This is a genomic window from Actinomadura sp. WMMA1423 (assembly GCF_006547145.1).
GTDB lineage: Bacteria > Actinomycetota > Actinomycetes > Streptosporangiales > Streptosporangiaceae > Spirillospora.
This window is the reverse complement of sequence record NZ_CP041244.1, coordinates 7,334,943-7,357,504: the sequence shown is the minus strand read 5'-3', so window position 1 is coordinate 7,357,504 and position 22,562 is coordinate 7,334,943. Positions and strand designations below refer to the sequence as shown.

General features: G+C 71.8%; 24 protein-coding genes. 14 read left to right on the top strand and 10 right to left on the bottom strand.

Going from position 1 to position 22,562, the window contains the following annotated elements:
• Positions 1-133: 133 nt before the first annotated feature.
• Complete coding sequence (locus tag FKD65_RS34185; RefSeq protein ID WP_141582611.1) at positions 134-649, bottom strand: NUDIX hydrolase; 516 nt, start codon at positions 647-649, stop codon at positions 134-136.
• The gene (locus tag FKD65_RS34180; RefSeq protein WP_141582609.1) at positions 646-1,086 is read right to left on the bottom strand and encodes an SRPBCC family protein; all 441 of its coding nucleotides are present in this window, start codon (positions 1,084-1,086) and stop codon (positions 646-648) included. Before FKD65_RS34180 ends, FKD65_RS34185 begins: the two co-directional genes overlap by 4 nt.
• A 221-nt stretch (positions 1,087-1,307) precedes the next feature.
• Between FKD65_RS34180 and FKD65_RS34175 the strand changes: the two genes are divergently transcribed.
• The 3 genes from FKD65_RS34175 (at position 1,308) to FKD65_RS34165 (ending at position 3,317) form a co-directional block, all read left to right on the top strand.
• Entirely contained in the window at positions 1,308-2,060 is a 753-nt protein-coding gene (locus tag FKD65_RS34175) for a DUF4386 domain-containing protein (protein ID WP_205718339.1), read from the top strand.
• A 119-nt stretch (positions 2,061-2,179) separates the two neighbouring features.
• Entirely contained in the window at positions 2,180-2,449 is a 270-nt protein-coding gene (locus tag FKD65_RS34170) for a metal-sensitive transcriptional regulator (protein WP_141582607.1), read from the top strand.
• Between the two features lie 223 nt (positions 2,450-2,672).
• Positions 2,673-3,317, top strand: a complete 645-nt coding sequence (locus FKD65_RS34165; RefSeq protein WP_141582605.1) for a hypothetical protein — start codon at positions 2,673-2,675, stop codon at positions 3,315-3,317.
• 21 nt (positions 3,318-3,338) lie between these two features.
• Here the strand turns inward: FKD65_RS34165 and FKD65_RS34160 are convergent, their stop codons facing one another.
• The 3 genes from FKD65_RS34160 to FKD65_RS34150 form a co-directional block, all read right to left on the bottom strand.
• On the bottom strand, positions 3,339-4,553 hold the full coding sequence (locus tag FKD65_RS34160; RefSeq protein WP_141582603.1) for a CapA family protein: 1,215 nt from the start codon (positions 4,551-4,553) through the stop codon (positions 3,339-3,341).
• 117 nt (positions 4,554-4,670) lie between these two features.
• Positions 4,671-5,216 (bottom strand): hypothetical protein, encoded by a 546-nt coding sequence (locus tag FKD65_RS44550; protein ID WP_168221282.1) that lies wholly within the window; start codon positions 5,214-5,216, stop codon positions 4,671-4,673.
• 58 nt (positions 5,217-5,274) lie between these two features.
• Positions 5,275-6,420, bottom strand: coding sequence for an FAD-dependent monooxygenase (locus FKD65_RS34150; protein ID WP_141582601.1), 1,146 nt, complete (start codon positions 6,418-6,420; stop codon positions 5,275-5,277).
• Positions 6,421-6,519: 99 nt separating this feature from the next.
• Here FKD65_RS34150 and FKD65_RS34145 point away from each other — a divergent pair, with 99 nt between their 5' ends.
• Entirely contained in the window at positions 6,520-7,086 is a 567-nt protein-coding gene (locus tag FKD65_RS34145) for a TetR/AcrR family transcriptional regulator (RefSeq protein ID WP_205718338.1), read from the top strand.
• Here FKD65_RS34145 and FKD65_RS34140 read toward each other — a convergent pair.
• On the bottom strand, positions 7,075-7,989 hold the full coding sequence (locus FKD65_RS34140) for an NAD(P)-dependent oxidoreductase (RefSeq protein ID WP_141582598.1): 915 nt from the start codon (positions 7,987-7,989) through the stop codon (positions 7,075-7,077). The genes FKD65_RS34145 and FKD65_RS34140 overlap by 12 nt on opposite strands.
• A 129-nt stretch (positions 7,990-8,118) precedes the next feature.
• On the opposite strand from FKD65_RS34140, the gene FKD65_RS34135 reads away from it, so the two are divergent.
• The 4 genes from FKD65_RS34135 to FKD65_RS34120 all read left to right on the top strand — a co-directional run bounded on the left by FKD65_RS34135 (position 8,119) and on the right by FKD65_RS34120 (position 11,948).
• The gene (locus FKD65_RS34135) at positions 8,119-9,558 is read left to right on the top strand and encodes a PLP-dependent aminotransferase family protein (protein ID WP_141582596.1); all 1,440 of its coding nucleotides are present in this window, start codon (positions 8,119-8,121) and stop codon (positions 9,556-9,558) included.
• Between the two features lie 100 nt (positions 9,559-9,658).
• Positions 9,659-10,069, top strand: coding sequence for a cupin domain-containing protein (locus tag FKD65_RS34130; RefSeq protein WP_141582594.1), 411 nt, complete (start codon positions 9,659-9,661; stop codon positions 10,067-10,069).
• Between the two features lie 186 nt (positions 10,070-10,255).
• Positions 10,256-11,065, top strand: coding sequence for an alpha/beta fold hydrolase (locus tag FKD65_RS34125; protein ID WP_240809730.1), 810 nt, complete (start codon positions 10,256-10,258; stop codon positions 11,063-11,065).
• 37 nt (positions 11,066-11,102) lie between these two features.
• Positions 11,103-11,948, top strand: coding sequence for an AraC family transcriptional regulator (locus tag FKD65_RS34120; RefSeq protein WP_240809729.1), 846 nt, complete (start codon positions 11,103-11,105; stop codon positions 11,946-11,948).
• Positions 11,949-11,972: 24 nt separating this feature from the next.
• On the opposite strand, the gene FKD65_RS34115 is transcribed toward FKD65_RS34120, so the two are convergent.
• A complete protein-coding gene (locus FKD65_RS34115; RefSeq protein WP_205718337.1) occupies positions 11,973-12,749 on the bottom strand; it encodes an aldo/keto reductase in 777 nt (258 codons plus the stop codon).
• 250 nt (positions 12,750-12,999) lie between these two features.
• Between FKD65_RS34115 and FKD65_RS34110 the strand changes: the two genes are divergently transcribed.
• From FKD65_RS34110 to FKD65_RS34100, 3 genes are read left to right on the top strand one after another with little or no spacing between them, the layout of a single operon-like run.
• Complete coding sequence (locus tag FKD65_RS34110) at positions 13,000-13,845, top strand: peptidoglycan-binding protein (RefSeq protein ID WP_141582590.1); 846 nt, start codon at positions 13,000-13,002, stop codon at positions 13,843-13,845.
• Positions 13,846-13,886: 41 nt separating this feature from the next.
• Complete coding sequence (locus FKD65_RS34105) at positions 13,887-14,777, top strand: peptidase inhibitor family I36 protein (RefSeq protein ID WP_141582588.1); 891 nt, start codon at positions 13,887-13,889, stop codon at positions 14,775-14,777.
• Between the two features lie 36 nt (positions 14,778-14,813).
• Positions 14,814-15,764: a SpoIID/LytB domain-containing protein gene (locus tag FKD65_RS34100; protein ID WP_141582586.1), complete on the top strand. Its 951-nt coding sequence runs from the start codon at positions 14,814-14,816 to the stop codon at positions 15,762-15,764.
• Between the two features lie 53 nt (positions 15,765-15,817).
• Here FKD65_RS34100 and FKD65_RS34095 read toward each other — a convergent pair whose 3' ends face one another.
• From FKD65_RS34095 to FKD65_RS34085, 3 genes are all read right to left on the bottom strand, one after another.
• Positions 15,818-16,759, bottom strand: a complete 942-nt coding sequence (locus tag FKD65_RS34095; RefSeq protein WP_240810388.1) for an NBR1-Ig-like domain-containing protein — start codon at positions 16,757-16,759, stop codon at positions 15,818-15,820.
• Positions 16,760-16,926: 167 nt separating this feature from the next.
• Positions 16,927-17,754 carry an SAM-dependent methyltransferase gene (locus tag FKD65_RS34090; protein ID WP_205718336.1) on the bottom strand — a complete coding sequence of 276 codons (828 nt, stop codon included), beginning with the start codon at positions 17,752-17,754 and terminating at the stop codon, positions 16,927-16,929.
• Positions 17,755-17,855: 101 nt separating this feature from the next.
• Positions 17,856-19,022, bottom strand: a complete 1,167-nt coding sequence (locus FKD65_RS34085) for a DUF5753 domain-containing protein (protein WP_141582582.1) — start codon at positions 19,020-19,022, stop codon at positions 17,856-17,858.
• Between the two features lie 544 nt (positions 19,023-19,566).
• On the opposite strand from FKD65_RS34085, the gene FKD65_RS34080 reads away from it, so the two are divergent.
• The 3 genes from FKD65_RS34080 to FKD65_RS34070 all read left to right on the top strand — a co-directional run bounded on the left by FKD65_RS34080 (position 19,567) and on the right by FKD65_RS34070 (position 22,536).
• Positions 19,567-20,133, top strand: a complete 567-nt coding sequence (locus FKD65_RS34080; RefSeq protein ID WP_141582580.1) for a hypothetical protein — start codon at positions 19,567-19,569, stop codon at positions 20,131-20,133.
• Positions 20,134-20,262: 129 nt separating this feature from the next.
• Positions 20,263-21,045: a peptidoglycan recognition family protein gene (locus tag FKD65_RS34075; protein ID WP_141582578.1), complete on the top strand. Its 783-nt coding sequence runs from the start codon at positions 20,263-20,265 to the stop codon at positions 21,043-21,045.
• A gap of 276 nt (positions 21,046-21,321) precedes the next feature.
• The gene (locus FKD65_RS34070) at positions 21,322-22,536 is read left to right on the top strand and encodes an ammonium transporter (protein WP_141582576.1); all 1,215 of its coding nucleotides are present in this window, start codon (positions 21,322-21,324) and stop codon (positions 22,534-22,536) included.
• The last annotated feature ends 26 nt before the right edge of the window (positions 22,537-22,562 follow it).

The window sequence follows — 22,562 nt, the reverse complement described above, 5'->3', positions numbered from 1 at the left end:
GTCCGGGGCCCGAGGCCGGCGGGGAGATCATCCGGATGGACGGGCGGGCGGCGCGCCGGGATCGGACGATCTCCCGGGTGCCGAGCAGCGGCAGGCCGCCGCCGCACGGCGTTGGGCGGCCCCCTCCCCCGCGTCAGTGGTGCCAGGGGAGGCGGATCGGGTCGGAGGGGGCGTGACCGGCGAGGAGGCTGGTGAGGAGTTCGGCGAGCATGAGCGGGTAGACCGGTTCTCGCGCGTTCGTCAGTTCCTCGAGCGACCACCAGCGGTGGGCGCCCACGTGCTCGCGTTCGATCGCGGTGAAGCCCGCTGTGTCGATGTCGTAGGCGGGCGTGCGGAGCATGAAGAAGTCGTCCCGGAACAGGCCGTTGGCCCAGCCGAGGTCCGCGTGGCCGGAGGACAGGGCGACCTGGGGGCCGAGGTCGTCGGGGGAGACGATCAGGCCGGTCTCCTCACGCAGTTCGCGGGCCGCGGCGACGCGCAGGGTCTCCCCCTGCTCGACGCCTCCGCCCGGAGTGATCCAGCAGTGGCCCGCCTCCGGCCTGCGGGCGTCCCTCGGCCAGCGGAACAGCAGGACGCGGTCTGCGTCGTCCACCAGCAGCACGCGGGCGGTGCGCCGCCGGTAGACCTCGTCGGCCGGCGCGCTGGTCACGTGCCCAGCGCGGAGTCCAGCTTGGCCAGCTGGGCGTCGTAGATGCGCTGCAGCCCCTTGGGGGCGAAGGTCCGTTCGAAGAAGCCCCCGATTCCGCCCGCTCCGTCCCAGGTGGTGGTGACGTGGACGCGCGAGCCCTCGGCGGCCGGGGTCACCGTCCACGTGGTGACCATGGAGGAGTTGGCGTCCCGTTCCACCAGGCGGTCACCGGCCGGGGCGCTCACGGTGAACAGGCAGTCGCGCACCCGCTTGCTGGTCGCCGCCAGCTTCCAGTGCACCACCGTGCCCTCCCCCTGGCCGCCTTCCCGCACCTCGTACTCGCTGAAGTGCTCGGTGAGCATCCGGGATCGCACCCCCGTGTAGTCGCCGAGCGCCCCGAGCACCTGGGCCGGGCTCGCTTTCAGCGTTCTCTCTGCGTTCACCACGACTTGTCCCATGCCGATCATCCTTTCACCGCGCCGGGCCGGCGTCGCGACAACCCGCCATGCCACGCGCCGCGTTCCGGCCGAGCTCGCCCGCCGAGTCAGAGTGCCGGCCGGTGAAGGTCCTCCCCGCGGCTTGAACCGGCCACCGGAGCGTAGGGACAGCGTCCCTTCGACGTGGTTCTCTACGACTGTCCCGACAATCGGGTGAAGGCCGACAAGCCTTGGAGAATCGTGTGAGCACCATTGGGTCCCAGATGCCGAGAACCTCGGTGGAAGCCGTTCAGCGGACCGCCAGGACCGCCGGTGTCTGGTTCATCCTCACCTTCGTCTTCTCGATCCCTGCCGTGCTGCTGTACGACCCGGTCCTCAATGACGCGAACTACATCCTCGGATCGGGCGCGGACACGCAGGTGCGGATCGGAGCCCTCCTGGAGATCCTGACCGCCGTCGCGAACATCGCCACCGGGGTCGTGCTGTTCCCGGTCCTGAAACGGCAGAGCGAGAGCGTCGCCCTCGGTTACGTCGGCCTGCGGGTCCTCGAATCGACCATCATCGTGGTGGGGGTCGTCAGCGTGCTCGCCGTCGTGGCGCTGCGGCAGGACGGGGCGGGCGAGGGCGGCGCCGACGCCGTCCTGCTCGGCCGGGCACTGGTGGCGTTCAAGGATCAGACGTTCCTGCTCGGCCCGGCCTTCTGCGCGGGCTTCGGCAACGGGCTGCTCCTGGGATATCTGATGTACCGGTCGGGCCTGGTGCCACGCCCCATGGCGCTCATCGGGCTCATCGGAGGCCCGATCGCCTGCGCCACCGCCACCGCCGTCCTCTTCGGCGCCTACGAGCAGGAGTCCCCGGTGAACTTCCTGTTCACGGCGCCAGAGATCGTCTGGGAGGCGTCTTTGGGAATCTGGCTCGTCACCAAGGGCTTCCGCCCCGCGCGTCTCATCGCGGAAACCGCCCCCGGGACCGCGCAGGAGCCTGAGACGGCGTGACGGGTCGCGTCGTCCGCCGGACGATCCCGGACGGCTTCCTGCCGCCCCTCGATCTTCGCCCTCCGGTCCGCCTGGCCGCGGCGCGCACCCTATACCCTGGCCGGTATGAGGAGGGGGACGTGAAATTCGAGGCGGACTCGCTGGCCGATGTCCTCGTGCGCCTGCGGCGTGCGCAGGGGCAGCTCGGCGGCGTCATCCAGATGATCGAGAACGAGCGGGACTGCAAGGACGTGATCACGCAGCTCGCGGCGGTCTCGCGGGCCCTGGACCGCGCCGGATTCAAGATCATCGCGACGGGCCTGGAGAAGTGCGTCCAGGAGGGCACGGATCCCGAGCAGGCCCAGCTGGACCGCGCCCAGCTGGAGAAGCTCTTCATGAGCCTCGCCTGATCGGCGTCGGGCGGTCCGCGAGCACCTGGACGGCTGTCAGGGATTCACACTACGACGCGGCGGCCGCGCTCACCCGGTGACAGAGTTGCCGCGCGCGGCCGTCCGGCGGCCCGTCCTCTCTTGTCCGCGGACGAGCCGTCTGCCTACCGTGTCGGCGCCGACTCGGAAGTGAGCCGGAAGCCGGCCCGCTCGGGAACCCCGTGCCCCCGAAAGGCATTCCGCCATGCGCAAGATCGCCGCAGCGGCCGCGACCGCCGGGAGCACCGCGGCCGTCGGCCTTCTCCTCAGCGCGACCGCCCACGCCTCGACCGTCGTCGTCACCGGCGGCGGGCCCGTCACCCTCGCCGCCTCCACCGGCATCGTCGTCACCGACCCGGTCAACGGCAGGACGATCACCTGCCCGACCTCCACCGGCTCCGGCGACGTCCCGAACGGCACCGCGCTGGCCGAGGTGGGCTCGATCGGCGCCATCCGCTTCTCGCTCTGCGCCGGGAGCGGGTTCAACTTCGCCCTGACCCCGAAGATCTCCAACCTCGCCCGTTGGAAGATCAAGGTCACCGGGCTCACCTCGGGCGGGCGGACGCCGGGCGTCCTCACCGGCGTCTCCATGCACGCCTCGGCCGCCGGCGGCCTGTGCCAAGCGGACCTCGACGGACCCGGCGGCGCGGGCTCCAGCACCGGTCAGAGCGAAGTCGGCTATGACAACGCGACCGGCGAGCTGGCGTTGACCGGGAGCACCAACCTGAGGTTCCACAACGTGACCGCCGGCTGCCTCGGCTTCGTCTCCACCGGACACCCGGCCTCGCTCGGCGGCACCTACGTCGTCACCAACGGCCAGGGCGCGCACCCGCAGATCACCTCCGCCTGACCCGGCGGCCGCCGGAAGGGCTCAGTGGCCCCCGGGCCGTTGGACCTTCACCGCGGTGACCTGGTCCGAGGCGTCGGGGACCTTGAATCCGAGGCTGCGGACGACCCGTGTCGTGGCGTCGATGGACGCCTGGTCGCCCGAGTCGCCGCGGACCAGGGTCCGGAGCCTGATGGGCGGTCCGGCCGCGACGAGGGTGGGGACGAAGGAGGGCCGCGCCCCCCAGCGCCGAACGCGGGGATCCCATGTGAAGGTGAACATGGCCACGAGGCCTTCGTGGGTCGCCTGGATGTTCGCGCTCGGATTGGCGACCTGGTTGCCCATCCCGTACACGACCCACTTGCCGTTGATCCGCTCGAAAGGCTGAACGACGTGCGCGTGGTCGCCGAGGATGAGGTCGACATCGCGAGAACGCAGCAGCGCCGCCGCCAGCCGCCGCTGCTCAGGGGTGGCCTCGTGCTGGTATTCCTCGCCCCAGTGGAGGCTGACCAGGACGACGTCGGCGCCCGACCTCTTGGCGCGCGCCGCGTCCGCGAGGATTCTGCCGGAGTCCAGCCCGGCGTTCACGATCCAGGGTTCGCCTTCGGGCTTGGGTATGCCGTTGGTGCCGTACGTGTAGGAGAGATGCGCGACCTTGACGCCCTTGACGTCCAGGATGTTCGTCTTGGCCGCCTCTGCCGCGTTGCGGGCCGTTCCGGCATGCCTGACGCCCGCCCTGTCCAGGGCGGCGAGCGTGCGGCGCACACCCGCCTCTCCCTGGTCGATGGCGTGGTTGGAGGCGGTGGAGCAGGTGTCGTAGCCGAGCCGCCGGATCGCGTCCACGATCTGCGGAGGCGAGCTGAACGCCGGGTAGCCGAGGAAGGGCCCCGAGCGCGGCGCCAGAGGCGTCTCGACGTGGCAGACGCCCAGGTCCGCCTGGCCGATCACAGGGTCGAGCCGGGCGAGCATCGGCATGAAGTCGAATCCGCCCCGCCTCCCGCCGCGCGCGTCGGCGGCCGCCTGGTCCATCAAGATCCGGTGCAGCAGGAAGTCACCCGTCGCCGCAACGGTGAATTGTTCTGTTCTAGGACGTTCTGACGGGGTCGCTCGTTGCAGGCTCGCGGAACGGTGCTCATCACTGTCGCACCCCGGCAGTACGGCGAGCGCGAGCGCTCCGGCCAGCAGGGCACTCGTCGCGCGCGCGGCTCCGGTGGGCCGTTTTCCGGCCGGCGGCTTTCGAGCGGTTCTCAACCTGTCCATAGCTGCTGTATCAGCAGCAAATTTCACTCGAAACGACCATTTACCGGAAGGTGGAGAATTGCGAGTGATCCTTTGTCAAGATCATGTACGGCGCATACCGGAGGTGCTTGCGGCGGTTCAGGAGACGTGGGAAAGCGCCGCGATGAAGGGTTCCCGCACCTCGGGGTCGCAGTGGGCAGCTTCCAGGATGGCCTTCTCGGCGTCCGGATCGAGCCCGGCGGGATGGTCCCGGCCGGGCCCGCACGCCAGCGGCATGTCGGTCCGTCCGTCCCAGGGGGCGTCGCCGGGGAAGGTGACGTCGATGGCCACGTCCCGGCCGTCGCAGCGAAGGAGCAGGTAGCGGTGGACGTCGGTCAGCCCCTCGTCGGGCACCGCGGCGGCCGGCCCGGCGCCGTACCGGTCGCGTGCCGTCTCGCGATCGACGCGGTAGACCCGATGGACGAGGCGGGGGTCCCGCTCCGGCCAGCGCTCACGGATCAGCCTCGCCAGCAGGGCGTGCTTGGTGGAGCAGGTCCCGGTCCAGTCGGTCAGGACACCCTCCGGCGAGCGGTCGCGAGGACGGCCGTAAGGGATGCCCTGGACGGCCCCGACCACGTCTTCGAGGCGGGCGTCGGGGGCCAGGCCGGCGCGCTCCAGGAATCTGTCGAGCAATGGCGACGTCATGGGACCCGATCCTGCACCCGGGCGTCCCGCCGCCGCGCAGCGGGTGGCCCCGGCGGGGTCAACGGGACGCGGCCTCCGGCGGTGACCAGCGGTAGAGCTGCTCCGCCTGGCGCATCACCGCGGTGGGACCGAGCCGGCCGCCCAGCCACACCATCGCGTTGCGCGCCGCGACCGGCACGGCGCCCGAGAGCGCGGTGAGACGGGCGATCTGGAGGGAGCGGCGCATGACGGCGGTGGTGCGGGGAAGCCTCGCCGCGGTGTAGGCGGGCAGCCCTCCCCCGCCCGACGACACTTCGTGGGCCAGCACGACCGCGTCCTCGACGGCCTGGCAGGCGCCCTGCCCGAGGTTCGGGGTCATCGGGTGGGCGGCGTCGCCCAGCAGGGCGACCTTGCCGCGGTGGAAGGACGGCAGCGGGCGCTCCATCGCGTAGAGATCGTTGCGGATCAGGCGGTCCGGCGACAGCGACCTCAGCAGCACCGGGATCGGGTCGTGCCAGTCCCCGAACAGCCTGAGCAGCTCGGCGCGCTCGTCCCGGGCGCGGGCGCCCTCCGGAGCCTCGGCCGTGGCGTAGAGGTAGGCGAGCCCGCCCGCCAACCGGGTCATGCCGAACACGCGGCCGCGTCCCCAAGCCTCACTTCCAGCGACGTCCCCCACGGACTCGGGGGTGACGGCACGCCACGCGGTCAGCCCCGTGTACCGGACGGGGGACGGCCCGGGAAACAGCGCCGACCGGACGGCCGAGTGGACGCCGTCCGCCGCGACGACCAGGTCCGCCCGCTCCTCGCCCTCCCCCGTGACCACGATGCCGTCCTCCGGCGACACCGACGTCACCGTGGACCCGAGCTTGAGGGCGCCTTCGGGCAGCCGCTCCGCCAGCAGATCGACGAGCGCGCTGCGCATGAGCACCACCGTCGGGTCGCCGTAGCGCGCCGCCACGGCCTCCGCGCTGGTGCGACTCAGCCAAGTGCCACCCGACGTGCGCAGGCCGCCGTCGCCCTGCATCACCGCGAGCTCCCGCACCGCGTCACCCGCGCCGATGGTGTCGAGCGCGCGCAGGGCGTTGGGGCCGAGCGCGAGACCGGACCCGATCGGCTCCAGCGAGGAGGCCCGCTCGTGCAGGGTCACCGTCCACCCGTCGCGGCTCAGGGCCGCCGCAACCGTCAGGCCGCCGATCCCGCCGCCGATCACGATCGCGTTCGCCATCGCCATCCCTCCCCGCCGCTGCCATCGCGCCCTTACCCGCGTCACTACATCCATAGTGGCACTACATCAATAGTTTCACTACATGAGTAGTCTGACCTGGTGCCCTCGACCCGGGCGACGCTCGTCGCCGAAGCCGCCATCACCCTGCTCGCCGAGCGCGGCATGCGCGGGCTCACCCACCGCGCCGTCGACGAGGCGGCCGGGCTCCCTCCCGGCTCCACGTCCAACGTCGCCCGGAGCCGCGCCGCGCTCCTCGAACTCGCCCTCGCCCGCCTCACCGAGCTGGAGAGGCGCACCATCGCCGGCCTCGGCCGGGACGGCGGCGACCTCGCCGAGGCGCTGGCGCGGTTCCTGCACGGCGCCCTGCACGAGGACCGGCAGCGCACGCTGGCCAGGTACGAGCTGGCGCTCGAGGCCACCCGCCGCCCGGAGCTGCGCGCGATCTACGACGCGATCGGACGCGACATCCGCCGTGCGACCGTCTCGGTCATGGCCGCGGCCGGCTCGACCGACCCCGACCGGCACGGGCACGCCCTCGTCGCCTTCATGGAAGGCGTGATGTTCGACGCCGTCGCGGGCGCGGGACGCGTACCCGGCCTGGACGACCTCCGCCTCACCGTCCGCGAGTACCTGGCCGCCATGCTCCCCGCGACCTCACCTGGATGAGGCCGGTCCGGCGGCGCCGGCCGGGCTCATCGCGGTGAAGCCGGTCCGCCAGCTGGAACGGCGCGGCAGCCAGCCGAGCGATCTCGCGCGGGCGTTGCTCGCGCCGCGCTCCCAGCCGGCCCGGCCGGTGGCCGGGGGCGGCGGCGGGGCGCCGAGCGCGCGGGCCAGGACGGGCAGCCAGTCACGGGCGGCCGCCGGCTCGTCGTCGACGACGTTGACCTGGCCGCTCGGCCAGTCGAGGGCGGCGACGGCGGCCCTGGCGGCGTCCTCGACGTGGACGAACGAGGAGACGGCGTCGTCGGCCCGCAGCGGCCCGACGAACGCGGCGGCACGCTGGGCCGCCCCTTCCCCGCGGAGCAGGTCGGCGACGAGACCCTCCGGCGAGTACCAGGTCCCCGGTCCGTAGAAGGTGCCGTAGCGCAGGATGACATGCTCGTCCAGCTCGGCGGCCGTCTCCTCCAGGACCCTGATGCCGCCGACCATGTTCGCCCGGGGTGGCGGGGCCGTGACGTCGAGGGGCGTGTCCTCCGCGGCCGGGGTGTCACCGGGCTCGTAGGCCCAGGCGACCGACTGCGCGATGACGCGGGTGACGCCGGCGCGCACCGCGGCGTCGACGAGGTTGCGCGTGCCCTCCCTGCGGATCCGCCCGTTGTCGGCTGGCGTGCCCTTCGCCAGCGCGGTGAGCTGGTGGATCACGGTGTCGGGGGAGGCGGCCGCGACCGCCCCGGCCAGGCCCTCGGCGTCGAACACGTCGGCCTGGACGGGGGTCGCTCCCTGAGCGCGCAGCCGGTCCAGCCCTGTCCGGCTCCGGGCGGTGCCGGTGACCTGGTGTCCGGCGTCGAGGAGAAGCGGCACCAGGATCCGGCCCACGGCGCCGGTGGCGCCGGCGACGAAGACGCGCACGACGGGCTCCTTTCTCTGCGGTCGTCCGGTGGAAGCCCGGGAGCCGGGCCCCACGGGGCACCGAACGGCTCCGGCCTCCCGGGCACCGCCAAGGTATGACCGGAACAGCCCATTACACTGGGCCATTGCATGGACGAAAGATTGGACAGCTTCGCGCCTCCCCTGGGACCGGGCTTCGGCCCTGAACTGCTGCTCCAGGTCCCGCCCAGGGGCGGGCGGCGGCAGGCGGTCGAGGAGGCGCTGCGGGTCGCGATCCGCGGCGGACGCCTCAGGGCCGGAACGCGGCTGCCCTCCAGCCGGGAGCTGGCCTCCCAGCTGGGGCTGGCACGCGGGACCGTGGCTGCCGCCTACGAGCAGCTGGTCGCCGAGGGCTGGCTCACGTCCCGTTCCGGATCCGGCACGCGCGTCGCGGCGGGGGCCTCCAGCCCGCCCGCGGCCGCGCCGGTGCGCGCGGCCCCGTCCGCCGCGCCGAGCCATGACCTGCGCCCCGGCCGAACCGACGGCGGCGCCTTCCCCCGGGACGCCTGGGCCCGCGCCATGCGGCACGTCCTGCGGGAGGCACCGGCCGACGCCTTCGGCCGCGGCGACGCCCGGGGGCGCCTGGAGCTGCGCACGACGCTCGCCGCCTATCTGGGCCGCGTGCGCGGAGTCCGCGTCGACCCGTCCCACGTACTCGTCTGCTCCGGGTTCACGCAGGCGCTCGGCCTGCTCACCGAGGTCTTCGCGGAGCTCGGGGTGGGCCGGGCCGCGATGGAGAACCCGGCGGTCGGCAACCACGTCCGCGTCGTCGCCTCCCGGCTGGACGTGGCCGACATCGCCGTGGACGCCGAGGGCATGTCCTGCGCCGAGCTGGCCGCGTCCGGGGCCGGGGTCGCGGTGTGCACGCCGGCGCACCAGTTCCCGCTCGGGATGAGCATGGCGCCCGCGCGCCGCGCCGGCCTGCTGGCGTGGGCGGAGGAGAACCTCGGCTGGATCGTCGAGGACGACTACGACGGGGAGTTCCGCTACGACCGCAAGCCGGTCGGGGCATTGCAGGCCCGCCGGCCGTCCCGCGTGGTGTACGCCGGTTCGGCCAGCAAGAGCCTCGGCCCGGCGGTGCGGCTCGGCTGGATCGCCTGCCCGCCGGCGCTGCTCGAACCGCTGGTCGAGGCCAAGCGCCGGGCGCAGCCGACGAGCCCGCTCGAACAGCTCGCGCTCGCCCGCCTGATCGACTCCGGCGGCTACGACCGCCACCTGCGCGGGGTCCGCCGCGCCTACCGCCGGCGCCGGGACCTGCTCGCGGAGGCGGTGCGCTCCCGGCTGCCGCGCACCCGGGTCCTCGGCATCGAGGCGGGCCTGCACGCCATCCTGCGGCTGCCGTCCGGCGTCCCGGACGAGGCGGCGGTGCTGGCGGCCCTCCGATCCGCGTCGGTCGACGTGCACGCGCTCGGCGCCTACCTGCGCGCTCCCCTCGACCACGAGCGGCGGCCCCCGTCGCTGGTCGTCGGCTACGGCACCCCGCCGGCGCGCGGCTACCGGCCCGCGATCGACGCCCTCGTCGGCCGGCTGCGCGAACTCGGAGCCGCCTGACCGGCGTGGGCGGCCGGCCGCGCCGGCGAGCGAGCGGCCCAATGATCCGAACGGTGAACGGCCCATCGGATGGGGCCGGTCCCGGCCTAGCGTGCCGTGCATGGAACGAACACAAGGGTCGGGCACCGTCCTGACGGTGCTCGCCGAGCAGCATCCGTCGATCCCCGACGGGGCCTGCGCGACGACGGTCCTCATCGAACTACCGCCGGGCGATCCGGGCACCCCGCCGCACCGCCACGCGGGCCCGGTGTTCGGCTACATGCTCCAGGGAGAGATGGTCTTCGAGCTCGAAGGCGAGCCCGAGCGGGTGGTCCACGTAGGGGAGACGTTCTGGGAACCCGGCGGCGACGTCATCCACTACCAGGCGGGCAACAACCTCGCGGACGGCTGGAGCCGCTTCGTCGCCGTGATGATGTGCGTCCCAGGTCAGCCGATGCTCACGCTGGTGGGCGACGAGGAACTCCGGCAGCGGCGGGACCGCCGCGCCCCCCGTCCCCGGCCCCGCGGATGAGGAGAGAGCGACGAGGCGGCCCGGGGGCTGCCGGACGGCCCGCTGCGCGGCGTCCCGATCGGGATAGGTTCAGCCGAGCGGCGGCCGAGCACGGAGGTGTTCGGCCGCCGCCGGGGCAGGGGTGAACGGGGACGGCGGGAACATTCGTTCAAGACCGGTGGGCGCCGGGCCCGGCATGGTCGCCGCATGACGGAAGCCGATGTCGAGCGCTCGCACGGGATGCACGTGGTCCACGACGGACCGCGGCAGGCGCCGCCGCTGGTGCTCATCCACGGGTCGGGGGCCTCGGGCGGCACCTGGAACCCCATGATCCCGACGCTCGCCGCCCGCCACCACGTCATCCGGGTCGACCTCCCCGGCTGCGGGCAGTCCCCGCCCGCGCCGTCGTACGGCGTGCCCGACCAGGCGGACCGCGTGGCCGGACTGCTGGACGACCTCGGGCTGCGGCACGCCGCCGTGGCCGGGCACTCCAGCGGCGGCTACGTCGCCACCGCGCTCGCCGAGCGGCGCCCCGACCTCGTGGGCCCGCTGGTGCTGATCAGCAGCGGCCCGAGTCTCGACGCGCTCCTGCGGCAGCCGCTCCTGCTCCGCGTCCTGCTGTCCCCGCCGCTCGGCCCGCTCCTGTGGGCGATGCGTTCGGACGCGATGATCCGCCGCGGGATCGCCGCCACGGCCGCGAGCCCGGTGGACGTCCCGGACGACCTGGTCGCCGGCGTCCAGGCCATCACCTACCGCTCGATGAGGACGGTCCTGCGCCGGAACACCGACTACGTCGCCGAGCGCAGCGTCCCCGAGCGCCTCGCCGCCCTGGAGGCGCCCGTCCTGGTGATCTTCGGTGCCGCCGACCCCCGCTGGGATCCGTCATCGGCGCGCCGGTACGAGGCGGTGCCGCACGCGCGGGTCGAGATGCTGCCGGACGTCGGGCACCTCCCCGTCCTCGAAGCGCCCGAGGCGACCTGCGAGCTGCTGCTGGCCTTCACGGCCGCGGGCCGCTGACCCGCCGCCGCGCGGACCCCCGACTTAGACTGGTCACGTGCTGCCGACCGGGACGCCCCCCGACTGGGCGGCGGTGGACATCGCCGTCCCGCGCCCGGCGCTCCGGCTGCCGGGGGTCGCCATGGCGGGGTTCCGCCAGCGCCTCCCCGCGCACGTGGACATCGCCATGGTCGCGCACCCGTCCGTCACCCTCCTGCTCGACCTGAGCGACGGCGAGGGCATCGCCTACGGCACCCGCGGCCGGAGCAGGCGCGGCAGCTTCGTCGCCGGGCTCCTTCCCGGCGACCTCCGGACGGGCGGCCGGGTGGGAGAGTGCCTCCAGATCCGCCTGGGCCCGGTCGCGGCGGCCGCCGTGCTCGGCGCGCCGGCCGAGCTCACCGGCTCGGTGGCCCCCTTCGAGGACGTGTGGGGCCGCGACGCCGCCGGTGTCGAGGACCGGCTGCGCGCCGCCGCGACGTGGGACGAGCGGTTCGCGATCGCTGCGGAAGTCCTCGGCCGCCGGCTGGGGTCCGGGCCGCCGGTCGATCCGGAAGTGGCCCACATCTGGCGGCGGACGCTCACCGGCCGGGGGCGGGTGCGGGTGGAGGGCCTGGCGGACGAGGTCGGCTGGAGCCGCAAGCGCCTGTGGGCGCGCTTCCGGGCCCAGGTCGGCCTCACGCCCAAGCGCGCCGCCCGCCTCGTGCGCTTCGACCACGCCGCCCACCTCCTCGCGGCGGGGCGGGCCCCGGCCGGCGTCGCCGCCGAGAGCGGCTACGCCGACCAGTCGCACCTCCACCGCGAGGTCAGGACGTTCACCGGGCTCACTCCCGCGGGTGTGGCCGCCGCGCCCTGGCTCGCGATCGACGACATCGCCTGGCCGCCCCCGCCTCGCACTCCCGTGTAGGACGCGGGCGCCCGGCTCCCCCGGTCAGGTGGATCGGGCGAGGGCGTCGACGGCGGCGACGTCCTCGGGCGTGAGCGTGATGCCTTCGAGGTCGAAGTTGGCGGCGATGTGCTCTCGGCGCGAGGACCTCGGGAGGATCACGATGTCGTGTTCCAGGTGCCAGCGGAGGACGACCTGGGCCGGCGTGGCGCCGTGCCGCCGGGCGATCTCGGTGAGGACCGGGTCGCCCAGGTCGGTGTTCTTGAGGCCGCTGTAGCCCTCCACGACGATCCCCCGGCGGCGGTGCTCGTCCAGCAGCTCCGGGTCGTGCTGCCCCGGGCTCCACGGGATCTGGTTGACCGCCGGCTGCCGGCCGGTGGCCTCGGTCAGCAGGTCGATCTGCGCGGGGCTGAAGTTGCTCACCCCCACGTCGCGGGCGAGCCCCGCGTCCTGGGCGGACAGCAGGTCCCGCCATGTCGGGACGAGGTCGTCCCGGCCGGTCGGCCAGTGGATCAGCCAGAGGTCCACGTGCCCGGTGCCGAGCAGGCGGAGGCTCGACTCCAGCGTGCGGCGGGCGTGCCGCGCGTCCTGCGGGCGCAGCTTGGTGGTGACGAAGACCTGCTCCCGGTCCACGCCGCTGTCCTTCACCGCCCGGCCGACGTCCGCCTCGTTGCCGTAGAGGGTCGCGGTGTCGATGTGCCGGTACCCGATCTCGAGTGCCGCGCGCACCGCCTCGTACGCCTTCTTGGGCCGCAGTTGCCAGGTCCCGAAACCGATCAGCGGCAGCGCGGCGCCGCCGGGCAGGCTCACAGTCCGAGTCATGTACCGCATTCTGCCCGGCCCGCTCCGCCCCTCACCGGACCGGCCGTGTCAGGCACGCCGAACACCGCCCGATGTGGGCGTCTGGGCGTGTTGTCCGCCGTTGTCTCGACTGTCAGATCCTGTGTCCCGCTGTACGGAAATGCCTGGCGAACAGGCTGACAACACCGATCCGCTTGTGAACACGTGAGCAGCCGGGTGACGGTGGTCCCGCCGCGGGCTTCGCCCCCAAGCACCCCCACCAGGAGACCCGATGAAGCTGCCTTCGTACGCCGCCACGCTGGTGGCGGCGACCCTGCTCACCCCGCTCACCGGAACGGCCGTGACGTCGGCGGCCCAGACGGGCGGGACCACGGCCCTGCCGAGCGTGAACATGGAGGCCACCGTCAAGGCGGCCCAGATCGACCCGCGGCGGGCCGACGACACGCTGACCCCCGGCGCGAAGGCGAGCGTGCTCCTCGTCGAGCGGGCGCTGCGCGACCGGGACCTGCTCGACGCGAAGTGGGTGGACGGCTACTTCGGCACAACGACGGTCGCCGCCTACGCCAAGTACCAGAAGTCCCTCGGCTACAGCGGTCTCGGGGCCAACGGGCTGCCGGGCAGGACCTCGCTCGCCAGGCTCGGAGCCGGCCGATTCACGGTCGCCGACGTCATCGAGCCGGGCGCCCGGGTCTCCAGCGGCGGCGTCGTGATCAACACGCGGACGCAGAGCATGCTGGCCGAGGCGAAGCGGCTGCTCGGCCGGCCCCTCGTCCTGGACCAGGGCTCCTACAACCCCGGCGGCGACCCCACGTCAGCGGGCACCCATGACGGCGGCGGCGTCGTCGACATCTCGGTGAAGGGGATGACCTCCGCCACCCGCACCTGCGTCGCCCGCTCGCTGCGGCAGGTCGGCTTCGCCGCCTGGGTCCGCAGTCCCGACCAGGGCGACTGGCCGTGGCACATCCACGCCGTCGCCATCAACGACACCGACCTGTCCAGCCAGGCCCAGCACCAGACCGGTGACTACTACCTGGGGCAGAACGGGCTCTCCGGACGCGGCCCGGACGACGGCCCGAAAGTGACCATCCGCACCTGGGAGGAGTACCAGCGCCGCTGATCGGCCGGAAAACGATGTTACGCATACACAGGGAGAACAGCATGAACACGCTCAACAAGGTCTTCACCGCGACGGCGAGCGCCGCCGTCGCGCTCGGCGGGACGGCGGCCCTCGCCATGTCCCCCGCCTCGGCGGCGAGCCGCGACGGCGTCTGCGACAGCGGCGAGTTCTGCTACTACTACAACAGCGACAACCAGGGGTCGATCTCGGACTTCACCGGATCGGTCGCCGACTACGGCACCACCCAGCCCTCCTGCTACGACTTCAAGGGAGCGGGCAACGGCAAGGGCAAGTGCATCAAGAACGAGGCCGCCTCGGTCTGGAACCGCAGCACAAAGACCGTCCGCGTCTACTACAACAGCAACTACGGCGGCACGTACCAGGACTTCAAGGCCGGGGCCAAGGGCAACCTGAACTCCAGCCTGAAGAACCAGAACGCCTCGCACCAGTTCTCGCCCTCGTCGCGCACGAACATGTCCTACGCGCTGTACAAGGCGAGCGGCGGCCGGATCACCTGCGGCTTCGACGGCTACACCAGCACCCCCGGCCGGCACGAGGGCATCGACATCGCCCGCGGCGTCGGATCCGACGTCCACGCCCTGGTCGCCGGTAAGATCACCTACGTCGCGCGGGGGGCCACCGGCGGTTCGGGGCTGTCCACGATCGCCGTCTACAACTCCGCGGCGAACAAGACGGTCATCTACCTGCACACCGCTCCGCGCTCCTCGCTGGCCGTGGGCCAGTCGATCAGCCGCGGCCAGATCATCGCCGACGAGTCGTGGCACGGCGTGTCGTCCAGCTCGGGCGCGCACACCCACGTCGAGATGCGTCCCGGGCAGCAGACCCACGCGTCCAAGAGCGTCAACGACCCGGTCCTCGACAACCCGAACCCGACCTCGTTCTGGAACTCCCAGGGCTACAACGTCAAGTAGAGCGCCGTGAGCATCCTCCAGGAGAGGAAGACGACTGTGTCGACACGAACCGTGCGGCTCGTCTCGCGTCTCACCGCGACGACCGCCGCGATGGCGCTCGGCGGAGCGGCCCTCGTCTCGGCGTCCGCGCCCGCCTCGGCGGCGGGCCGCGACGGCGTCTGCGACGGCGGCGAGTTCTGCTACTACTTCAACAGCGGCAACGAAGGGTCGGTCTCGGACTTCACCGGATCGGTCGCCGACTACGGCACCGCCCAGCCCTCCTGCTACGACTTCAAGGGAGCGGGCAACGGGCAGGGGAAGTGCGTCAAGAACCAGGCCGCCTCGGTCTGGAACCGCAGCACAAAGACCGTCCGCGTCTACTACAACAGCAACTACGGCGGCACGTACCAGGACTTCAAGGCCGGGGCCAAGGGCAACCTGAACTCCAGCCTGAAGAACCAGAACGCCTCGCACAAGTTCCTGAGCTCAACCGAGCCGCCGACCGGATGCAAGACGGACGGGACCGACAGCAAGCTCCCCTCGTCGATCCTGGTGTACCGGGTGTCCCTCAATCGGGTGGACCGGGTGACGTTCAAGACCTACGTCAAGAACGTCCTGCCCAACGAGTGGGTGTCGAGCTGGCCCACCGAGTCCCTGAAGGCCGGGGCGATGGCCGTCAAGAGCCACGGCTGGTACTGGGCGCTGCACTCGACGCGCAAGACGCCGGGCGGCCAGTGCTTCGACGTCTACGACACCACGTCGAGCCAGGTGTACAAGCCCGGCTCCGCCAAGGCGTCGACGAGCTCCGCGGTGGACGCGACGTGGGGCACCCGCATGACCCGGGGCGGAAAGATCCTCGAGGCCCACTACTGCTCCACGACGACGGCGTGCGGCGGCTGGGTCACCGGGGACTGGATGTCGCAGTACGGCTCCCGTGACAAGGCCAACGCGGGGCAGAGCTACTCCACCATCCTCAAGGCCTACTACAGCGGGATCACCCTCTCCTGATCCCGCCGCTCCCCGGACCCTGGTTCCCCGCCGCGCCCCTCCGCGGCGGGGGATCAGGGTCCTTCGACGATGACCTGGAAGTTGACGGGCCGGCTCCCGGGGAAGGCGACCCGCCCCGCGCCGTCCACCATCTTGAACCGCACGTAGCACAGGGCCGGCTTCTTGGGCGTGGTGATGTCGGTCCGGATGTCGACCACCCGGCCCGGCGCCGTGTCGGCGATCGGCACCTCGGAGATGGTCTGGCAGTCGCCGGCCCTCTGCGGGAGGTCGAGGCGGCGCAGCGAGTAGCCCTCCCACGGGACCGTCCCGGTGTTCTTGAGCCGCCATACCTTGGTCACGGTCTTCCCGGCGCCGACCCGCGTGCAGTCGGGGAGCGTGATGTCCGCGACGAACCTGGCGGCATCGCCCTTGTGGGTGGGCGGAGCCGGCGCCGGGTTGGTCGCGTGCACCGGGCAGTCCGCCGGGGAGAGCGCGGCCTTGGCCCGCTCGGACGGGCCGGAGCCGTCCTTGCCCGACCCGGAGCCCCGGTCGACCGCGAACACGACCGCGGCCCCCGTCGCGGCCCCGATGACCGCGGTCACGAGCGCGATCTTCGCCAGGCGGGCCGGCCGCGAGCGCCCTCGCCGGTCCGGGACGGGCGAGGGCGGCCGGGTCTCCCCCGCCGTCTCGGGGACCGGCCGCGGAGCGGGCACGGACGCGGCCGTCTCCTCGACCGTCCCGGGCGTCTGCGGCTCGGCGCCCGCCGACCTGACCGCCAGGTTCGCCCTCTCCCAGCGTTCGCGGTACGCCGCCGGGTCTTCGCCGCACGCCTTGACGAACTCGGCGGTGGTCGCCCAGCTCGGAAGCCGGTTGCCCTTCGTGGCCTCATGCAGCGTGGTGTGCGAGATCGCTCCCGACCGTCCGGACATCTCCCGGAAAGGCGGATTGCCCACCGATTCGCGCAGTTCCCGCAGAGCCGCCGCGAACCCCGCGACCGCGTCCGCCTGTGCACGCATGTCGTCCACCGGGTGAAGCTAACAGCGTCCGCGTCCTCCCTCAAGCTCGAATCGATATCCGCTTCGCCGGGGATTACGTTTGATCAGCGAGAACCCTTTCATTTCCGGCGTCCGCATCATTCTTCAGAATCCGGGCGGGTTGAGGCCGCCGACCGGAGGCCGCCGGACTACGGCTTTCTGGCGACGCCGCCGACCGCGTTCATCGACCGGGGCGTCCGCGGGTCACCGAGATCAGGACGCCACAGCGGCAGGGGAACGACGCCCGGGTCGACCACCTCCAGGCCCTCGAAGAAGCGCCGGATGCCCTCGGGGCTGCGCAGCCGGTACGGAACGGCACCGGTGTCGTCGTAGCTCTGCTGCGCCCGGTTGAATTCGGCGTCGGTGTCGGTGCCGTCGTTGACGGCGAGGTAACTGCCGGAGGGGAGCGCCTCCAGCAGCGCCGAGATGATGCCCCGGGCCTCGTCGTCGTCGGTGATGTGCCCCAGGACGCCCATGAAGAGCAGGCCGATGGGCCGGTCGAAGTCCAGCAGGGACATGGTCTGGTCGAGAATCCGGTAGGGATCCCGCATGTCGGCGTCGATGTAGGCGGTGGCGCCCTCCGGGCTGCTCACCAGCAGGGCCTGGGCGTGGGCCAGGACGAGAGGGTCGCTGTCGACGTAGATGACGCGGCATTCGGGTGCCAGGGACTGGGCGACCTGGTGGGTGTTGTCCTCGGTGGGCAGGCCGGTGCCGACGTCCAGGAACTGCTGGACGCCCGCCTCGCCGACCAGGTAGCGGATCACGCGGCCGAGAAAGGCCCGCTCGGCTTTCGCCAGGTCGAAGATTCCGGGGAAGAGGCGGGCGTACTGGTCGCCGGCCTCCTGGTCGACGGCGAAGTTGTCCTTGCCGCCGAGCCAGTAGTTCCAGATACGCGACGAGTGGGGGACGCTGGTGTCGATCCCGCGCATGAGGTCCTTGTCGGCTCTGCCCTGGATCCCTTCGGGACCGCTCGACATCGTGATCCTCCAGAAGCCTTCGGGGACTGATCGCTTCCTCCACCATGAGACCAGAGATCGGGGATGAAAGCACCAGGTCCGATTCCGATGGCTGGAGGCGGTCACAGGAGGCCGTGCAGGAAGCGAATGCTCTCGTCCGGGGACAGGGCACCGATCATGAAAGTCGCGAAATGCTCGCAGAAGAAAAGGGTGTCCCGCCGGTGGCGCAGATATAGCCCGTATCCGGGGAACTCAAGGAAGATCATGTCGTTGATGTGGGCTTCGGGGAACCGCATCACCGTCAGCGGGCCGTCTACGAAGGGCCGGCCCGTCTCCCGGGCGGGAATGACCTGGAGCGTGATGTCCGCATAACCCGCGAGCCCGATCAGATGCCGGATCTGCGCCCGCAGCACCGCCGGGCTCCCCAGATCATCGCGCAGGGCGCGCTCATGCATGATCACCCATACCCTCGGGCCGCCGGGGCGGTACAGGACGTCCTGCCGGCTCAGCCGGAGATCCACTCTGCGCCGCAGTTCCGGTTCGGGGATGCCGCGAAGGTCATGCGCGATGACCAGGCGGGCGTACTCGCCGGTCTGCAGCAGGCCCGGCACCCGGAGCGGCGCGTACGCCCTGATCTCGGCCAGTTCCGGTTCCGCCAGCACGTAGAGCTCGAACCAGTCCGGGATCACGTCCCGGTAGGCCTGCACCAGGGTCCGGCCTCCGCGCTTCTGGAGTTCGGCGACGAACTCCTCGTCCACCTCCCGGAGGCGGGTCTCGGCAGGCCCGTCGCTCCCGGCGACACCCCCGCCCGGCGACGGCGAACCGGCGAGGCAGGAGTGCCAGTCCATCGGACCGCGGAGCTCCACGTCGCCCGGCCCGGCATCGGGGCCGTCCTCGGGGGCGGGGACGGGCGCCGCGCGGCGGTGCGCCCTCTCGACGGGATCGTCGGGAGCGTTCTGCGCCTCCTTGTAGCTGCGCTCCAGATCGGCCCAGGAGAACATCAGGTCCGTCTCGCGCCCCCTGATCTCGGCATAGCGATACAACGTCGCCCAAAGGGACTCCAGCAGCTCCCATCGCGGGATCCGCCGGCTGGACTTCCTGAAGAGGTCATGCGCAGTCGAGTGCGGAACACGGCACACGAAAATGCCATGAACCGGGCGCCCGATTTTCGCCAAATCGGCCGAGATATCCTCGATCTCCTGATAACTGGGCGCGCCCGCGGCGCGCCGGTTGTGCTCCAGAAGGGCGACCACCGGCGCGAAGCTGCTGCCGGAAACCCCGTCCGCCATGATCGACTCCGTCCACGATAGAGCCTCTGTGGGTCTACAGCAGGGACATGCTGCCAGTTCCGACAGGGACGGTCCGGTCACATGACACATTTCGTAGCGGTGGTTACAGGAAACACCAAGTGCCTCGTTGAAGGAACATCAGCCAGCAACCGGGATACCTCCGGACCATCCCGGATGAATTCCGGATGTACTGGATGGTAACCCCGCCTCGTCCGAGTCATCCGGGGTTCGGCGTTCTCGTCTCACTTGCGGCGCCGAAGCGCCAAGGTTGACCCCGTCCGTACGAAACTTCGGGGAAGGACAGGGATGCACCACCAGAGTTGCGCCTGCGACGTCCCTCGCACCGCCGGCGAACCGGCCGGCGAGGACGCGTACATGGCACTGGTACTTATGACGGTATGGGCGATACACACCGGTCGTCCTTTGCCGGCCGTCCCCGTGAACGAGCTCAGTGCAGAGGAACTCGAAGAATTCTGGGCAGATCACCTGATCTCAGACGAATCCGCGTTTCCTTCGGCCCCAGGCAAGTGAGCCCGCTCCGAATATGAACACCACCCTGATCGCACTGGACATTCCCAACTTCGGCGACCCGCGCCGTACCCACGACGTCCAGCGCCTCCTCCGCGCCACGATGTACGCGCAACTGGAGGAGTCCTTCGCCATGACGCGGCTGCCCTGGCGGGACTGCCACCGCGAGGACCGCGGCGACGGTGCGCTGATCGTCGCGCCGCCGACCGTGGCCCCCTACGCCGCACTGGATCCCCTGGCCCACCACCTGACGGCGCTGCTGCGCCGCAGCAACCGGCTCGCCAACGACATCACCCGCCTCCGGCTGCGGATGGCCGTGCACTGCGGCGAGGTCCACCATGACGCGCACGGCGTGCTCGGCCAGGACGTCACGCACCTCTTCCGGCTGCTGGACGCCCCCGCGTTCAAGCTGGCCATGGCCGACGCACGGGACGCCGACCTCGGCATGGTCGTGTCCGACCACCTCTACCGCGCCGCGGCCGCGGAAGGGGCCCTCGACCCGGACGCCTACGCTCCCGTGAGCGTCGACTGCAAGCAGGCCCCCAAGGCCAAGGCGCGTCTGTGGCTGCCGCCGCGGCGCTAGTCTCCGATTCGCCGATCGCGCTCCCGGGCAAGATCGTGGTCATCGGCCCGGCCGGCGGGCGGCCCGCCATCGCGGTCGTCCTCCCGGGACACCGCGCCGTCGGCTGATCGACGACCGGAGGGAACGCTCATGCCCGCACATCTGCATCTCCCCCGCCGCGGCCTGCTCAGCGGCACCGCCGCCCTCGTGGGCGGCGCGCTGCTGGGCCCCGTCGCCGGGTCGCCCGCCGCGGCCTCGGCGCAGGCGACGCCCCGCCTGCGCACCCGCGCCGATTGGAAGGCGCGGCCTCCCAAGGTGCCGGCGACCGTGCTGGACCGGGCCCCCGACCACATCGTGGTCCACCACACGGCCTCGGCGAACTCCACCGACTACTCGCCGGACCACGCCCTCGCCCTGTCCCGGGCGATCCAGGACTTCCACATGGACGCCAACGGCTGGGACGACATCGGCGAGCAGCTCACCATCAGCCGCGGCGGCCACCTCATGGAGGGCCGTAACCGCACCCTCGAGGCCGTCTGCACCAGGAGGCACGTCGTCGGTGCGCACACCCTCGGCCAGAACGACCACACGATCGGGATCGAGAACGAGGGCACCTACATGACCGCGGAGCCCACCGCAGCGCTGTGGCGAAGGCTCGTCGCGACCTGCGCGTGGCTTTGCGACGTCTACGATCTCGATCCGCACGCGGCGATCGTCGGGCACCGCGACTACAACGGCACCTCCTGCCCCGGCGACGCCCTGTACGCGCTGCTGCCGCGGCTCCGCGACCAGGTCGCCTACCGCCTGTTCGCCTACCGCCTGGGCGGGCGGGGCGCCGCGGAGGCGTCGCGAGCCAGGCCGAGCGGGCTGCCCGGGCCGCGCTTCACCTTCGACCACGGCCCGGCCCTCGGCCCCGGAGACCCCACCCGCTGACCGGGGCCCGGCAGCGGGCGACGCCCCCGCGCGTCCCGACGAATACCGTCCGGCGCGGCCCGGACGTCTTTTGTCCCTTCGCCGAGGACGCTCTCCGGCAAGTGAATTCTGAACCCGGCACGCCCGAACATTCGAAAGGAAACGGATCGTCCGGCCGGGCCGACCGACGGCAAAGTCCGATGACCGGAATTTTGTCCGGTGCACGCCGCCCGCGCGTTTCACGTGCTCACCCCATGCCCATACCTCAATGGTGTTGCCTGAAGCCAGGAGTTGGGCATGTCATTTGGGTTGAATACCGGCGATTCGGCATGGGTGCTCGTCAGCTTCGCCATGGTGCTGCTCATGACGCCGGGCCTGGCCCTCTTCTACGGCGGCATGGTCCGGTCGAAGAACCTCGTCAGCGTCCTGTACATGAGCTTCGTGTCGATCGCCGTCGTGACCGTCATCTGGTTCCTCTACGGGTACGGCCTGGCGTTCGGCAACGACGCGGGAGGGTCCGGGCTCATCGGCTGGGGCAAGTGGCAGTTCCTGAAGACCACCCCCTCGGTCCTGCGGGGCGTCATCCCGGAGTACGTGTTCTCGCTGTTCCAGCTCGTCTTCGCGATCATCACCCTCGCGCTGATCAGCGGTTCGGTCGCCAACCGCGTCAGGCTCGGGCCCTGGATGGTCTTCGGCGTGGTGTGGGTGACCCTCGTCTACCTCCCGGTCGCCCACTGGGTGTTCTCCAAGGGAGGCTGGATCAACCGGTGGGGCGTGCTGGACTTCGCCGGCGGCCTGGTCGTCGAGCTCAACTCCGGGATCGCGGGCCTGGCGCTGGCGCTGGTGCTCGGGCCGGGCCTGCGCTTCCGCAGGGAGGGTCCTCCCGAGCCGAAGAACATCCCCCTGGTGATGGCCGGCATGGGGCTGCTGTGGTTCGGCTGGTTCGGGTTCAACGGCGGATCGGCGCTCACGGACGGCGCCCTGGCGGCGAACGCCGTGGCCAACACGATGATGTGCGGATGCGTCGCGATGCTGGTCTGGATGCTGCTCGAACGGGCCCGCTTCGGCCGGTTCTCCAGGCTGGGGGGCACGACGGGCGCGCTCGCCGGCCTGGTGGCCATCACCCCGGCCTGCGGGTACGTCAACCTGCTCGGCGCGACGGTCATCGGAATCGTCGTCGCGGTCGTCTGCACCTACGCCGTCGAGGTCAAGACGTCCGTCGGGTACGACGACACCCTGGACGTGGTGGGCATCCACGGCGCCGGCGGCATCGTGGGCGTGGTGCTCCTCGGGTTCTTCGCCACCGGCAAGTACGGCAGCCCCATCGCGGGCCTCGCGTACGGCGGCTCGATCACCCTGCTGGGCAAGCAGATCGTCGCCGTCCTCGCCGTCGGCTGCTACAGCTTCCTGTTCACCTACGCCATCGGCAAGGCGGTGGACGTGCTCATGGCCTTCCGTCCGAGCGCCGAGGAGGAGGCCGCGGGCCTCGACACCGAACTGCGCATCGGATGAGCGCGCCCGGCTGAACTCCCGGCGAG

Excerpts from the sequence above, each read along its gene's own strand:
- FKD65_RS34180 (WP_141582609.1), bottom strand. The coding sequence starts at position 1,086 with ATGGGACAAGTCGTGGTGAACGCAGAGAGAACGCTGAAAGCGAGCCCG.
- FKD65_RS34165 (WP_141582605.1), top strand. The coding sequence starts at position 2,673 with ATGCGCAAGATCGCCGCAGCGGCCGCGACCGCCGGGAGCACCGCGGCC.
- FKD65_RS34160 (WP_141582603.1), bottom strand. The coding sequence starts at position 4,553 with ATGGACAGGTTGAGAACCGCTCGAAAGCCGCCGGCCGGAAAACGGCCC.
- FKD65_RS44550 (WP_168221282.1), bottom strand. The coding sequence starts at position 5,216 with ATGACGTCGCCATTGCTCGACAGATTCCTGGAGCGCGCCGGCCTGGCC.
- FKD65_RS34150 (WP_141582601.1), bottom strand. The coding sequence starts at position 6,420 with ATGGCGAACGCGATCGTGATCGGCGGCGGGATCGGCGGCCTGACGGTT.
- FKD65_RS34135 (WP_141582596.1), top strand. The coding sequence starts at position 8,119 with ATGGACGAAAGATTGGACAGCTTCGCGCCTCCCCTGGGACCGGGCTTC.
- FKD65_RS34130 (WP_141582594.1), top strand. The coding sequence starts at position 9,659 with ATGGAACGAACACAAGGGTCGGGCACCGTCCTGACGGTGCTCGCCGAG.
- FKD65_RS34125 (WP_240809730.1), top strand. The coding sequence starts at position 10,256 with ATGACGGAAGCCGATGTCGAGCGCTCGCACGGGATGCACGTGGTCCAC.
- FKD65_RS34115 (WP_205718337.1), bottom strand. The coding sequence starts at position 12,749 with ATGACTCGGACTGTGAGCCTGCCCGGCGGCGCCGCGCTGCCGCTGATC.
- FKD65_RS34110 (WP_141582590.1), top strand. The coding sequence starts at position 13,000 with ATGAAGCTGCCTTCGTACGCCGCCACGCTGGTGGCGGCGACCCTGCTC.
- FKD65_RS34105 (WP_141582588.1), top strand. The coding sequence starts at position 13,887 with ATGAACACGCTCAACAAGGTCTTCACCGCGACGGCGAGCGCCGCCGTC.
- FKD65_RS34095 (WP_240810388.1), bottom strand. The coding sequence starts at position 16,759 with ATGCGTGCACAGGCGGACGCGGTCGCGGGGTTCGCGGCGGCTCTGCGG.
- FKD65_RS34090 (WP_205718336.1), bottom strand. The coding sequence starts at position 17,754 with ATGTCGAGCGGTCCCGAAGGGATCCAGGGCAGAGCCGACAAGGACCTC.
- FKD65_RS34085 (WP_141582582.1), bottom strand. The coding sequence starts at position 19,022 with ATGGCGGACGGGGTTTCCGGCAGCAGCTTCGCGCCGGTGGTCGCCCTT.
- FKD65_RS34080 (WP_141582580.1), top strand. The coding sequence starts at position 19,567 with ATGAACACCACCCTGATCGCACTGGACATTCCCAACTTCGGCGACCCG.
- FKD65_RS34075 (WP_141582578.1), top strand. The coding sequence starts at position 20,263 with ATGCCCGCACATCTGCATCTCCCCCGCCGCGGCCTGCTCAGCGGCACC.
- FKD65_RS34070 (WP_141582576.1), top strand. The coding sequence starts at position 21,322 with ATGTCATTTGGGTTGAATACCGGCGATTCGGCATGGGTGCTCGTCAGC.